This is a genomic window from Cohnella massiliensis (assembly GCF_900169535.1).
GTDB lineage: Bacteria > Bacillota > Bacilli > Paenibacillales > Paenibacillaceae > Cohnella > Cohnella algarum.
On record NZ_LT821258.1, the window covers coordinates 398,066 to 412,260 of the forward strand.

General features: G+C 60.9%; 10 protein-coding genes and 1 pseudogene. All 11 read right to left on the bottom strand.

Translation table 11 applies throughout. The features are described from left to right. Positions 1 to 132: 132 nt before the first annotated feature. The 11 genes and pseudogenes from B7E11_RS11455 to B7E11_RS11505 all read right to left on the bottom strand — a co-directional run bounded on the left by B7E11_RS11455 (position 133) and on the right by B7E11_RS11505 (position 14,132). Complete coding sequence (locus B7E11_RS11455; protein ID WP_080834470.1) at positions 133 to 1,446, bottom strand: O-acetylhomoserine aminocarboxypropyltransferase/cysteine synthase family protein; 1,314 nt, start codon at positions 1,444 to 1,446, stop codon at positions 133 to 135. A gap of 57 nt (positions 1,447 to 1,503) precedes the next feature. Then, a pseudogene (locus B7E11_RS30955) lies at positions 1,504 to 1,930 on the bottom strand (argininosuccinate lyase); the annotation flags it as partial. Between the two features lie 1,338 nt (positions 1,931 to 3,268). Next, the gene (locus tag B7E11_RS11465; RefSeq protein WP_080834474.1) at positions 3,269 to 4,582 is read right to left on the bottom strand and encodes an LLM class flavin-dependent oxidoreductase; all 1,314 of its coding nucleotides are present in this window, start codon (positions 4,580 to 4,582) and stop codon (positions 3,269 to 3,271) included. Between the two features lie 23 nt (positions 4,583 to 4,605). Continuing rightward, positions 4,606 to 5,955, bottom strand: a complete 1,350-nt coding sequence (locus B7E11_RS11470) for an LLM class flavin-dependent oxidoreductase (RefSeq protein WP_080834476.1) — start codon at positions 5,953 to 5,955, stop codon at positions 4,606 to 4,608. Continuing rightward, a complete protein-coding gene (locus tag B7E11_RS11475; protein ID WP_080834478.1) occupies positions 5,952 to 6,794 on the bottom strand; it encodes an ATP-binding cassette domain-containing protein in 843 nt (280 codons plus the stop codon). Before B7E11_RS11475 ends, B7E11_RS11470 begins: the two co-directional genes overlap by 4 nt. Then, positions 6,778 to 7,779 carry an ABC transporter ATP-binding protein gene (locus tag B7E11_RS11480; RefSeq protein ID WP_080834480.1) on the bottom strand — a complete coding sequence of 334 codons (1,002 nt, stop codon included), beginning with the start codon at positions 7,777 to 7,779 and terminating at the stop codon, positions 6,778 to 6,780. Before B7E11_RS11480 ends, B7E11_RS11475 begins: the two co-directional genes overlap by 17 nt. A 36-nt stretch (positions 7,780 to 7,815) precedes the next feature. After that, on the bottom strand, positions 7,816 to 8,745 hold the full coding sequence (locus tag B7E11_RS11485; protein ID WP_080834482.1) for an ABC transporter permease: 930 nt from the start codon (positions 8,743 to 8,745) through the stop codon (positions 7,816 to 7,818). Between the two features lie 42 nt (positions 8,746 to 8,787). Continuing rightward, on the bottom strand, positions 8,788 to 9,735 hold the full coding sequence (locus B7E11_RS11490) for an ABC transporter permease (protein ID WP_080834484.1): 948 nt from the start codon (positions 9,733 to 9,735) through the stop codon (positions 8,788 to 8,790). Positions 9,736 to 9,754: 19 nt separating this feature from the next. Then, positions 9,755 to 11,431, bottom strand: coding sequence for an ABC transporter substrate-binding protein (locus B7E11_RS11495; RefSeq protein ID WP_080834486.1), 1,677 nt, complete (start codon positions 11,429 to 11,431; stop codon positions 9,755 to 9,757). A 159-nt stretch (positions 11,432 to 11,590) separates the two neighbouring features. Continuing rightward, positions 11,591 to 12,688 carry an FMNH2-dependent alkanesulfonate monooxygenase gene (ssuD, locus tag B7E11_RS11500; protein ID WP_080834488.1) on the bottom strand — a complete coding sequence of 366 codons (1,098 nt, stop codon included), beginning with the start codon at positions 12,686 to 12,688 and terminating at the stop codon, positions 11,591 to 11,593. Position 12,689: 1 nt separating this feature from the next. Then, complete coding sequence (locus B7E11_RS11505; protein ID WP_080834490.1) at positions 12,690 to 14,132, bottom strand: 4-hydroxyphenylacetate 3-hydroxylase family protein; 1,443 nt, start codon at positions 14,130 to 14,132, stop codon at positions 12,690 to 12,692. Between the last annotated feature and the right edge of the window lie 63 nt (positions 14,133 to 14,195).

The window sequence follows — 14,195 nt, forward strand, 5'->3', positions numbered from 1 at the left end:
GGCCATTCCAAATGGGCCGGAAGACCGGCCCTTGGCTGTTCACGCCGTGTAGCGGCATTGCGCCTCACGCCAAACAGCACCTCCCTTCATACGGAGAGGTGCTTTTAGGCTTTTTATCGTATCGGTTACGAACTACCTCCCTGGTGAAGTCCCGGCGCGGGCCAGCGCCTGTCTCAGATCGTCGATCAAATCATCCGGATCCTCGATTCCGACCGAGATGCGAATCAGGTCCGGCGTCAGCCCTCCCGCCAACTGCTGTTCGGGCGACAGCTGCGCATGCGTCGTGCTGGCCGGATGGATGACGAGCGACTTGGCGTCGGCCACGTTCGCCAGATGAGAGAACAACTCGAGGCCGTCGATGAACCGGTTGGCAGCCTCGTAGCCGCCGTGCAGGCCGAACGTAAAGATGGAACCGGGCCCTTTAGGAAAATACTTCTGCGCGAGCTCGTAATACGGACTGTCGGGGAGCCCGGGATAGTTGACCCATGCCACGTCCGGATGCCCCTTCAGAAACTCGACGACCCGCTTCGTGTTGGCCAGATGCTTGTCCACACGCAGTGACAGCGTCTCCAGCCCTTGCAGCAGCAGGAACGAGTTGAACGGACTGATCGACGCCCCGATATCCCGGAGGAACTGGACCCGGACCTTAGTGATGTAGGCCAGGTCGCCGAACTTCTCCGCATACCGGATGCCGTTGTAGCTCGGATCGGGTTCCGTGAAGCCCGGAAATTTGCCGCCCGTCCAATCGAACCGGCCGCCGTCGACGATCAGGCCCCCGATTGAATTGCCGTGGCCCCCGATATATTTGGTCGCGGAGTGTACGACGATGTCGGCCCCGTGCTCGAACGGGCGGATCAGATACGGCGTGCCGAACGTATTGTCCACGATCAGCGGGATTCGGTGCTGGTGGGCGATGTCGGCGATCCGTTGGATGTCGGGAACGTTCAGGCCGGGATTTCCGATCGACTCGATGAACAGCGCCTTTGTCTTATCCGTAATCGCCTCGCGGAACGCCTCAGGATCGTCCGGACGAACGAACACCGTGCGGATGCCGAGCTTCGGCAGCGTCACGGCAAGCAGATTGTAAGTACCGCCGTACAGCGTGTTGGCCGCCACGATCTCGTCGCCCGAGCCCGCGATATTGAAGATAGAATAAGTGACGGCGGCCGAGCCCGATGCGACAGCCAAGGCTCCCGTCCCTCCCTCGAGCGCCGCGATCCGCTGCTCAAGCACGTCGTTGGTCGGATTGCCGATCCGGGTATACGTATTGCCTTCTTCCTCAAAGTTCAGCAGCGCCCGCGCATGCTCCGTGTTTTTGAAGACGAACGAGCTGCTCTGATAGATCGGCACAGCCCTCGCGCCGGTCGCTGGATCGGGCTGCTGGCCGGCATGGACCTGCAGCGTATCGAATTTCCAGGTTTTCGCTTTTTCGCGTAAATCGCTCATAGTCTCAGCCCTTTTGTAGGTTTGTATGTTGAATTAGCGTTACTCCTTCCAGAGGCCTCTCTCCCGCAGGACGTCCCGGTTCACTTCGAGCGTCTCGACGAAGCGGGCGAGCAGCCGATAGACGCAACCAGCGTTTCGAGACATCGCTAGACTTACGGCTACAGATCGTCTTCGGTATCGACGATATCGCCGAACGGCATATTGTGAATCATCGTCAGCACCGTATTCGCGCTTCCTGCGCAGGAGGACAGCAAGGAGCGGGCGTGCTCCAGCGATACCGGGGTGCGCTTCTGCGACATGATCGAGCTGATCTGCACAAAGGGGTCCGCCACGCGGATCGAGGCGAACTCCTACATTCCCAGAGCAGCAGCTCCGTCGTCCGTTCCCGGTTGATCGCGAAGCCCGATGTCGTCATAGCGGCCGCCCCCAGGCTGCTGCGGTTGCCGTTGCCGTATGCAGCCCTCAGCCGCCGGATGTCGCGGGAGCGAATCCGATACGGTGGCCCCTCGCGGTCGAGAGAAAGAAGCGCTTTTGCCGTCTCCTCCGTATCTCGCTCGGGCAGCAGCTCCTATTCGCAGAGCATGATGAGATGTCCTTATGTACGGCGACCATCGGATCGAAGCTCCCTTTTCCCCCGCTGTAGGCTGGCTCCATCACGGCTTCCGCGTACGTATTCCCCGGGAATCGCTCTCCCCATTCGGTTCCTTAGCTTCCGGCATGGCTCTCTCTCCTGTCCCTCTCATATTCTGGAACGAACAAAAAGGAGACCTGCCTCCCGACGCGGGATACGGTCTCCAGTGAACTGGTAGATCCTATTTCACATTCCAGTCAAAATTAAACCAATAATTCCTAGACATTTACACTGGTTAATAGTAACACCGATATCCGTTCCATGTCAACGAATCGCCGATTGAATCTTTTTTATCGGATTCTGCTTTGTAGAACTATGATACCAGACTTTCCTAATTGTAGGGAGGGTAGTTTTTTTCCTATCTCGTCGTTCTAAATCGTTTCTTGTCTATTCCTATAGTAAGGAGCGCTGAAAGTAGATTTGCTATTTGGGGAAGATGAACCCAGCCGTAGTAGCGGATCCCTCCCGACAGCGATTCCTCGCGCAGCCGGCCGGCGATGGCGACCGCCGCGCAGACGCCAGCGTTCCGAGCAGATTGTGCCCGCAGCCGTGACCAGGGCCATCCGCAATGGCAGTTTTCGGTATTGGACGATTTTCACCCGTGCTGGTTTAAGGAGAACTTTGTGGAGCCTCTTTCGGCCATCATGGCGCCGGAATTGAAAAACGGAGTATTATTGGCACGATGCAAGGGGGCACCCCCTTAATGTCGCAAACGATGAGCTGTCCTTGACGGAGATTGCCGAGACGCTGGGTCGCGTACGGGATCAGAAAGTCATTTTCGAGACAGTCAGCAGGGAGGAAGCCCGGAAACGGGGCATGTTGAATGGGAACAGTTTATTTTATGGGACTGGAGGAAGTTCCCGGATGTTTTCGATCTTCTGGAAACAGGGCAGCATGGCGTTGCGCTTAAGTCTTTTGCGGAGTGGGTGGAGGAAAACAGGCATAGGTTTGAAATTACCTAAATGGCATTTGATGATATGCTTCAAAACTTGTGACCGGGAGACAAAGATGCAAAATCTATTCTTTTTCCAATGTTGAAATGAATAGAGCCGCTTTTGCTCATCGTCCGTTCCCAGCTCGCCTGAAAAAAAGGGAAGCGGGGGGGCTGCCGAACCATTTTGGCTCTCCCCCCTCCCCTCTTCAGACTCACCGCAAGATATCCACGTCCGTTATCTCTTTCTTGTCGTGGATCTACGCCCGAACTGTTTTGTCTCGCTCCCGTTCGAACCGGTTAGCCGGCTCGAAGAATCCGAAGCGCTCGCGCAGCGTCGACTCCTCGTATTCGGTCCGGAACAATCCTCTCGCCTGCAGCCGGGGCACGACTTCCCGGACGAACTCGCCCAGTCCTTCCGGCAGTACGGCCGGCAGGAGGTTGAAGCCGTCGCAGGCGCCGGCCTCGAACCACTCGGCAAGTTTCTCCGCAGCCTGCTCATACGAGCCGACCAAGGTCCAGTACTTCACCCCGACTCCGAGCCCTGCGGCTCCGCTCAAGTTTGCTGCGGCGGCCGGTTCCGCGGCCCCGACTGCGCCCAATCCCGGTGCGGCTTCGCCTTCGCCCGAGACCGCCGTGCCGCCTATCTCCATCGCAAGCCGTTCCAGCGTCTGAGCTTGTTCGGCCGCTTCGGCTTCGGTCGCACCCAGAACAGGCATCACGTTAAGCAGCACCTTCGGCGCCGACGGTAGCCAGCGGGTCGCCGAACGAACCTTCACCGCCCGCTCGCGAAGCTCCCGGGCCTCTTCGAACGTCGCTCGGTGGGCCAGAATCAGGTCGGCGTGATCCGCCGCGAACTCGAATCCCGGAGCCGCGTCGGCGTTCCCGACGATGAGCGGATGTCCCTGCGGAGGATGCGACACGTTGAGGGCTCCATGAACGGTGTAAAACCGTCCCCGGTGGCGCAGCTTATGGTACTTGGCGGGATCGGCGTACACACCGGACTCCTTGTCGACAATAAGCGCTCCGTCTTCCCAACTGTCCCACAGCGCCTTGACGACATCCGCGAACTCGCGCGCCTGCCATTCCTTCTCCTCCGCCGTTTTCGCCGGATTCGGCCCGTAGTGCCGGATTGCTCCGTCCGTCTCGTTCAGGGCAATCGTCCATGCGGCGCGGCCCCTCGTCAGATGGTCGAGCGACGCGAATTTGCGGGCGACGTGGTACGGTTCGTTGTACGTAACCGGCACAGTAGCCGCCAGCCCGATCTTCCTCGCGAAGGGTACGAGCGCGGATACGGTGCTGACCGCCTCCGGCCGGATAGCTCTCGCAAGAGAAGCTCCCGTCTCTCCAGAAGTGGCGGCCGCCCCGAACCTCGCCCTCTGCCCCAGCCCGGGCAGGTCGTCTACCAGCAGCAGGTCAAATTTGCCTTCTTCCGCCAGAAGCGCCTGACGACGGTAAAAGTCTAGGGAGAACCACTCTTCCGGAACCGAGCCGGAAGCTCTCCACGCCCCCGGATGATGCCCCGGTCCTCCCAGCGTCACGCTCAGATGCAGCTTGCGTTCAACGTCTGCCATCTCTCTACTCCTCCTTGCTCTCGTCAAGTGCCGGCGTTCCGACTCAGCTCCTCCGCCGCCTGACCGGTCAGCCCCAGATGATCCCGCAGCGTCAAACCCGCATACTCCGTCCGGTAGATCCCACGCGCCTGAAGCTCCGGCACCACATGGTCGACGAACTCTTTAAGCCCGTTCGGAAAATGGGGAGGAAGCAGGTTGAAACCGTCGCAAGCCCCATTCTCGAACCAACGCTGCATCTCGTCCGCCACCTGCGAAGCGGTACCGTATACCGTCTTATGTCCGCGCGAGCCGATCATATGGCGTATGAGCTGCCGAACGTTCAAGCCCTCGCGCTTCGCCATGTCGGACACGAGCTGGAACCGGCCTTTGCCCGCGTTGACGTCCTTCAGGTCCGGAAGCTCCGGCAGCGGCCCGTCCAGGTCGCAGCCTGTCAGGTCGCGAGCGAGAACGATGGAAAGCCACGCCAAGCCGAGCTGCGGAATGAGCAGGTCGTGCAGATGCTCCGCCTTTTCCTTCGCTTCCTTCTCCGTCACCCCGATGACCGGGTAGATGCCCGGCAGAATTTTGACGCTATCCCGCGAACGCCCAAGGGCGACCAGCTTCGACTTCACGTTACCGTAAAAAAGCTGCGCTTCCTCGATCGTGTGCCAAGCCGTGAACACGATGTTCGCGATCTTTGCGGCCAAATTCTGCCCCGCCTCCGAGGCTCCCGCCTGGATAAGCACCGGCCTTCCGAACGGCGAGCGAGGCACGTTGAGCGGCCCTTCCAGCGAGAATTCGCGGCCCTCGTGGCGCTCTGCGCGGATTCGGCGGACGTCGGCGAACCGGCCCGAAGCCTTGTCCCCGATCAGGGCTCCCTCCTCCCAGCTGTCCCACAACAGGTTCGCCGCCTCCACGAACTCTTCAGCCCGCTCGTAGCGGTGCTGATGCGGAAAGTGTCGCTCCCGGAAGTTCAGCGCCTCCTCGATCTCCGCCGTCGTGACGACGTTCCAGGCGACCCGTCCACCGCTCAAATGGTTCAGCGTCGCGAAGTCTCGCGCCAGATTGTAGGGCATGGCGAACGACGTGGACACCGTCGCCGCCAGACCGATCTTCTCCGTGACGCCAATCAGCGCCGAGAGCAGCGTGATCGGCTCCAGATGAACATTCATCGCGTTCTCGATGTACGACTCGTACCGGTCTAGAACGGACAACCGGTCCGCGATGAAGATCATGTCCAGCTTGCCCCGCTCCGATGTTCTCGCGATCTCCTCGAAGAAATCAAGGTCGAATAATCGCTCCGGCTGCGCCTTCGGGTCGCGCCAGGAAGCGATATGATGGCCGACTCCGAGCAGGAAGACCCCCAGGCTCATCTGCCGTTTCGTTCCGCTCATCCCAATCCCGTCCTTTCCTGTGATTCAAGCTCAATCTTCCGTCGCCCGTCGCCGATTCCCAACACCGAATCCAACAGATGCCGGGTCGCGGGATGCCGTGCGGAAGAGAACAGCTCCTCGGCGGGCAACGATTCGACCATCTTCCCCTGCTCCATGACGACGACGCGGTCGCAAAAAAACTCGACCACCGCCAGGTTGTGCCCGATGAACAGGTACGTCAACCCGAACTCCTCGCGCAGATCGAGCAGCAGATTCAAGATTTGCGCCTGGATCGACACGTCCAGGGCGGACGTCGGCTCGTCCAGGAGGAGAAACTCTGCCCGTACGGCGAGTGCTCTCGCGATGCCGGCCCGCTGTCGTTGGCCTCCGGACAGCTCGTGGGGGTGGCGCAAGAAGAAATCCTTTCGTAGCCCGACTCGCTCCAGCAGCCGAATCGCTTCCGCCTCCGCGGAGCGTCGGTCCTTCGCCACCCCGAGCCGGAGCATCGGGCCCACGATCTGCGCGCCGATCGTCCGCCTCGGGTTCAGCGAAGAGGTATTGTCCTGGAAGATAACCTGCATTCTTCTGTAATAAGGAATCATCTCCCGATGAGACAGTCGGGTGATGTCCTGTCCGTCGAACAGCACCTTGCCCTCGGACGGCTCGACCAGGCGGCAGATAAGGCGGCCGAGGGTCGACTTGCCTGAGCCGGATTCCCCGATCAAGCCGACGATCTCCCCGCGCCCGATCGCCAGATCGACGCCTTCTACCGCGGCGAACGCGCGACGCTTTCGGCGCAGCCATCCTGTGGAGACGTCGTAGAACTTGCTCGCTCCCCGAACCTCAACGAGCGGCGGCATGCGTCTTCGCCTCCCTCTCGAAGCAGGCGATCCGGCGCCCGCCGGGATAAAGCCGCGCTTCCGGTACCCCGGAGCGGCACCGGACCGTGGCCTCGGGGCACCGTCCGGCGAACGCACAGCAGGCAGGCGCATTCAGCAAATCGGGCGGTGAGCCTTCGATCTGCGCCAACCGTCTTCGCGCGCCAAAACGATGGCGCAGGCCAGGGTCCGGTACCGAGCCGATCAGTCCGCGGGTGTAGGGATGCCGCGGATCGGCGATCAAGTCCGCCGTCCTTCCGTGCTCGACGATATGGCCCGCGTACATGACGGCGGCCTTGTCGCTCAGATTCGCCACGACGCCGAAGTCGTGGGTTATCACGATGATCGAAGTTCCCAGTTCACGGTTAATGTCCCGCAGCAGCCCGAGAATCTGCTTCTGAATCGTGGCGTCGAGAGCCGTCGTCGGTTCGTCAGCGATGATCAGCTTCGGCCGGCGGCTCACCGCCATCGCGATGACGACTCTCTGCCTCATGCCTCCGCTCAGCTCGTGCGGATACGCGCGAAGCACCCGCTCCGCATCCCGGATGCCGACCCGAGCCAAATACTCCGTGGCTTCTCGCTCGGCAGCCTTGCCCTTGGCGCCGCCTCCAAGGGAGATTACTTCCGCCAGCTGCTTGCCCACGCGGAATGAGGGATCGAGAGCCGTTAGCGGATTCTGGAACACCATGGAGATCTCGCTGCCCCTTATCCGGCACAACTCTCTCGGAGACAGTTTCGTCAGGTCCTGGTTCCCGAACCGAATCTCGCCTTCCGCGACGCGAGCCGAGCGTCCCGGCAGCAGCCCTATAATGGACAGCGCGGCGACGCTTTTGCCGGACCCCGATTCGCCGACGATCGCGAGCACTTCGCCTTCCTCCACGTCGAAGTCGATGCCGTTAACGGCTCGGACGACGCCGCGCGGCGTCGCGAATTCCGTACGCAGATTTCGTACCGTTAGCAATGCCATAACACCGCTCGCCTCCTTGCTTCCCGCTTATGCCGCTTACTTGTACCGCGGATCGAAATAATTGCGCAGTCCGTCCCCGACCCAATTGAACCCGATCGACACGATCAGGATGACGAGTCCGGGAAGGGTCGCCACGTGAGGGGCCCCCTGCATGAGCACGGCCATTCCGTCGGACGTCATCTTGCCCCAGTCCGATTGGGGAGCCTGGATGCCGAGTCCCATGAAGCTGAGCCCCGCCGAGAAAATAATCATCTTGCCGACGAGCGAGGTCGCGTACACGAGAAGGGGCGTCACAACGTTCGGCAGCAGCTCCTTGAACAGAATCGCCGCCTTGGAGGCGCCGAGCACCCGTGCCGCTTCTATGTACTCTTTCCCGCTCTCCGCGAGGACCGCCGTATAGACGACCCGGGACATCGGCGGAATGAGCGCAACGAAGATCGTGACGATGACCGAGCGCAGGCCCGCCTCCAGCACAGTGGCGATCCCCATCGCGATCAGAATGGTGGGAAAAGCGAACAAAACGTCGATCGCCCGCATGAGCGTTTCGCCGATCTTGCCTCTTAAGTATCCGGCGAAAAGCCCGATGGCCGCACTGACGAAGAAGGCACCGGCGATCGGCAGCAGCGCCGCCGTCAGGGACATGCGGCCGCCCCAGATGAGCCGGCTTAGAATGTCCCGGCCCTGTCCGTCGAGTCCGAGCGGATGTCCCTCCGTTCCCGGAGGAGACAGGCGCAGGGAGCCGTCCCCGACATAAGGATCGTAAGGGGCGAACCAGAAGGCGAACGCGGACGCAAAAATCGCCGTTGCCGCGATGACGAGACCAGCCAGCGCGAATTTGTCCCGGATCCACACCCTGCGGAACCGGCCGGCTCCGGCACGATCGCCCGGAACCGGCTCCGCCTCGGGCGCGGTCGAAGCGGACGAAGAGGCCGAGCGTTCCGCCAGAGCGGCATCGTTGTTAGCCATGCGGCCCTCTCCTCCTTTTTTGTGCGAATATCGTCATTCGTACTAGGCCTTGAACCTCGGGTTCAGTAGAGCCACGGCAATGTCCGTCAGCAGGTTGACGAGCACGTAGGTGAACGCGATCAGCAGAACGCCCGCCTGAACGAACGGAATGTCGTGCCCCATGATGCTGTTGTACAGCAGCGAGCCGATTCCCGGCCACGAGAACACCGTCTCGACGAACAACACGCCGCCGAGCAGGTAGCCGACCTCGAGCCCCGTGATGTTCGCGATCGGGGCTAGAACGTTCCGAAGCACGTGCTTGCCGACGATGCGGCCATGTGGCATCCCGTGTGAACGGAGCGTCTGGACGAAGTCCGCGTTCATCACCTCGATGACGCTCGCCCGGATGAGCCGGGCGACGATGGCCAGCGAGGAGATCGCGATCGCGAGTGACGGCAGAATCAGATGCTTCATTAGCCCCGCGAAGGTCTCTCCCTCTCTAAGGTCGTACATGCCCGAGGACGGCAGCCAGCCGAGCTTAAGCGAAAACAGCCACATGAGGACGATGCCGAGCCAGAACGTCGGAACGTTGGAGCCGATCGTCGCCAGGAACATGACGGTCCGGTCGAACCAGGACGACGGCTTCAGGCCGGCGGCTATGCCGATGCCGATTCCGAACGCAAGGCAGACGAGCAGGCTGCCGGCGGTCAGGATGACGGTATTCTGGAATCTCTCGAATAGAATGGGAGAGACGGGAACCCTCATGACTAGCGAGTCTCCCAGCTTCCCTTGGAGCAAATCCCCCAGCCAATGAACGTATTGGGAGAGAAGCGGACGGTTCAGTCCCATCTCGTGCTCGAGGCGGGCTACCGCTTCGGGCGTCGCTTCATGGCCGAGCAGCGTCTCCGCCGGACTTCCCGGGCTGAAATGCACGGCCAGGAAGACGAGGAACGTCACGACCAGCACGACGGGAACGACTGCGAGCACCCGTTTAAGGATATAAGCGGCCATAGCCGGACTCCTCTCGCTGTTATTTGCCCACCCATACCTTGGTGAGGTCGTACCAGTTCTGCGAAGGAAGCACGAAGCCCTTCACATTCTTGCCGACGGCGACGAGCGTCTTGTCGCTGAAGAGCGGCACGATCGCGGCGTCGTTGTCGATAACGTCCCGAGCTTGCTTGTAGTACTCCAGCGACTTGGCAGGATCCGCTTCATTCATCGCTTTGTCAACCGCTTCGTCATAGGCCGGGTTCGAGTAGTTGCCGTAGCGGCCCGTGCTCTGCGAATGGCCGATAACGTAGAGCCAGTAGGACGTCACGAAACCCCAGGACATCGTGTTGACGCCGATGGCGTCCGTCATGAAGCGCTGCTTGCCGAAAGTGGCCCAGTCGAACGTCTCGATTTTCAACTGGATGCCTACTTTCGCCAGATCCCGCTGAATCCACTCCGCGTACGGCTCGTTGCCCGTCCATGTCTGCAGCGTCGTCTCGAACCCGTCTGGATAGCCGGCCTCCGCCAGCAGTTGCTTCGCCTTCTCGACGTCGTAGCCGTACGGCTTATGGTTCGGATCGTACGCTTCGTTGCCTGCGTGCGCGGCGCTGTACGCCGGGATGGCGTAACCCTTGAGCAGGTTGGCTGCCAGCGCTTCGCGGTCGATGGCGAGCGTGAACGCCTGACGTACCTTCGCGTCCTGAAAGTACTTGTTTTTCGTGTTCAACGTCAGATAGTAGACCGAGGGGATGTCGGCCTCCGGAACACCGAAGCCGTCCTGCTTGAGCTGATCGATCGAGTCCTTGAGCGGTTTCTGGATGATGTCGACCTCGCCCGTGCGCAAGGCGGTCAAGCGGGCGTTGTCGTCCGTGATCGGGCGGAAAATGAGATTGGAAGCGTACGCCTTGTCTCCCCAGTAGCCGTCGAACCGCTTTAGCACGACTTTGTCGCCGACGACCCGTTCGACGAACTGGAATGGTCCCGTGCCGACCGGATGCTCCGCGTAACCGTCGTTGCCATACTTCTTGATCGCTTCCGGGCTGCCGATCAGGCCGGAGCCGCCGCTGCCTTGCGCGATAAGCCGCAGGAACGCGGGAAACGGATGGTTGAAGGTGAATTCGACGGTCGATTCGTCTATCGACTTGATCTCCTTCAGATCCTGGTAGAAACGAAGCATGTTCGTGGCGCTAATCTCGTCATAGAATTCGAACGACTTGTCCCAAGCACGGCGCACGTTGAACTCGACCGCCTGCGCGTTGAAGTTGGTGCCGTCCTGGAACTTGACGCCCTTGCGCAGATGGAACGTGTAGACCCGCCCGTCCGGCGAGATGCCCCACGATTCCGCGAGCGAAGGCTGGATCTCGACGACCGGCGACTCCTGAGCCGTTTTGGACAGATCCTCCTTCACGAGCGATTCGTGAATGTTGCGGTTGACAAGGAACGTCTCCCAACCGCCTTCCCGCGACGGGTCGAGCACGGTGACGTCGGCACTGAGCGCGACGATGAGCGTTCCGTCCTTGACTGGTTCGCCGTCGGCGCCTGGTGCGGACTCGAACGAGGCTGTCGAGGAGGAGGGCGGAGCCGAAGTCGAAGCCGAAGCGCTGGCTTCAGACGGCTTGGCTTCATTCTTTTTGCCCGAGCAGCCGGACAGAACGAGGGTTAGAATCAAGATTAGAGAAATGATGAGCAAAACCGATTTCGCACGATGTTTAATCATATGTTGGTTCCTCCCGTTTTGGATAGACGATATTGATAGGGTTGTTATCTTCCTTTTCGGGGATCTATTCTCAACTTTTCGTAAAGTATGGTTCCGCCCCAGTCTTCGATTGCCGCGTCGCCGAGCACCACCTCCTCTCTTGATAACGTCGGATCGAGTTTATCCGACCGTAAGCCGCGGCTTCGGAGCCGAGGCTGATCCCTTCTCGACGAGCAGAAGAGGGAACAGCAGCTCCGCTACCCGGTTCGCTTCTTCCAGATGGGGATATCCGGACAAAATAAACGTGTCGATGCCGAGCGCGGCGTATTCGCGAATCCGCTCCGCCACCGAGGCGGCGCTTCCGACGAGCGCCGTTCCGGCTCCGCCCCGGACGAGCCCGATGCCTGACCACAGGTTCGGGCCGACGACCAGCGAATCCCGGCTGCCGCGGTGCAGCTCCGTCATACGCCGCTGCCCTTCGGAATCAGCGGCCGCGAACCGCTTGGCCGCGGCGGCGATAGCGTCGTCGTCTAGATACCGGATCAGGCTGTCGGCCGCCTCCCACGCTTCCGCCTCCGTCTCGCGCACGATAACGTGCAGCCGGATGCCGAATTCGATCGTTCGGCCTTGCTCGGCGGCCAGCGCCTTCATGCGGCCGATTTTCTCGGCCACCGCGACTATAGGCTCTCCCCAGCTTAAGTACACGTCGATATGCTTCGCCGCCACCCGCAGCGCGGCGTCCGAGGAGCCTCCGAAGTAGAGGGGCGGATGCGGCGATTGCACCGTCGGAAACAGAATCTCCGCGCCCTCCACCTTCAGGTGGCGCCCCCTGAGGTATGCTTTTCCTCCACCCGCGGTTTGCCTCCAGACCTCAAGGAACTCGTCCGTCAGCTCGTATCTCTCGTCGTGATCGAGGAAGAGACCGTCCCCGGCGAGCTCCGTCTTGTCCCCGCCTGTCACCACGTTGACGAGTAGCCTTCCTCCGGACAGCCGGTCGAACGTAGCCGCCATGCGGGCGGATAGCGTCGGGGACATGAGCCCGGGCCGGACCGCAACAAGGAACTTCAATCTGGACGTGAAGGGAAGCAGCGCGGAAGCCGTAATCCAAGCGTCCTCCCACGCTTTGCCGGTCGCGATCAGCGCGCCCTCGTAGCCGGATTCGTCGAGCGACCGGGCGAGGCGGGCGAGATAGTCGTAGTCGATCGGGATAGCGCCGACCGGAGAGCCGAGATGCCGTTCGTCCGTCGGCGAAGTCGGGATGAACCAGAACATTTTCATTCTACCGCTTGCCCCCTTCCTTGATGAGATTCCAGACGGGCTCGGTGTAATAGGACTTGTTCGAGCCCGTGTAATGCTGCGCGTAATGACGGACCGGGTCGCCCGCATAGAAGCGCTCGTACAGCTCGTGGCGTGAGCCCATCGGGCTGCCGATCAAATCCCAGGCCAGCTTCAAGAGCTGCACCTTTTTCTCCGCGCTGACCGTCGCCCCCTCGAAATACAGGTGCATGAGCTTCGAGATCGGCCCGTAGAAGTCTTCCATCCCAGACGGCGTCTGGACGAAGCCGCCCCCGCCGACCTGTTGGATAATCTCGATCGCCCGCGGATAGAACTTGGTGCCAATGTTGCGCGCCGTGTTGATATAGGAGATCTCCGGCACGAAGATGCCGTTCTCATCCGGCCTCGCCTCCACTTCCGACGCGATGACGAGCGCTTTGATCGTATCGACCTGCGAGAGCAGTTCGCCCAGCTTCTCCTGCACGTGCAGGAACTCGTTCACGCCGATCGATTCGGCGATGGCAAAGGCGACGCCGGTGACGAACTCGAGCTTTGCGACGAACCGGACGGCCGTCTGGTGATACGCGAGCGAGTTGGCCGAACGGTTCTCCCTCAGCTTCAGCACCGCCGCCGAATCCCCGTGCAGCAGCACCCGCTCCCACGGAATGAGCACGTCGTCGAAAAACAGAACCGCGTCCATCTCCTCATACCGGGAGCTAAGAATGTGCTCCTTGTCCCGCGCTTCGGCGAACGATTCGCGGCAGACGATGTGCAGCCCCGTGGAGTTGGCGGGAACGATCAGCACGTGGGCGTGGCCAGCCTGATCCTGCTTGAACTTGAGAAGCGAGAAGATGACGAAGTCGTGCGTATAAGGAGCGCCCGTTGCGATCATCTTCGCCCCGCGGACGACGATGCCGTCCTCCGTCTCCCGCACGACGTGCAGGAACCGTTCCGCGATCCGTTCGTCCTCCAGCCCGCTCGCCCGGTTGATCTGCGGATCGAGAATGGCCGTCGTCAGGAACAGATCCTTGTCCCTTGCTTCCTCGTAATAACGGGTGATTTTCATCTCGAAGTGCGGATCGAGCCGGCCGAGCTGCTCCTTCGCCCCGTACCAGCCGGTAACGATCGACCGCGCGTAGTCGGACAGCCGGCTCATCATCCCGTTCGTCCGCTTCGACCAGAGATGGAAGGCCTGACTTCTCTTGGTCAGCTCCTCCTTGCTGTAGGGGACGAGAAACGAGCTGTGGGCGTAACGGCCCCCTTCCGTCTCATATCCGACGAGCTCCCGCTCACCGGGGATGTCCAGCATGTCGAACAGCCCGCCGATCGTTCTCAACGTTCCCCGGAATGCCGGATGGTGCTCCAGGCTGCCCAGTTTGCGTCCTTCCAGCCATACGTTTCTTCCGTCGTTCAAACTGTCCACGAACCGGCTGCCTCTTAGGGTCATCCTCGTAAACTCTCCTTCAATTCCTAGTGAGATCGTTAGGATTAGGGCTAGGGTTAGGTCGAA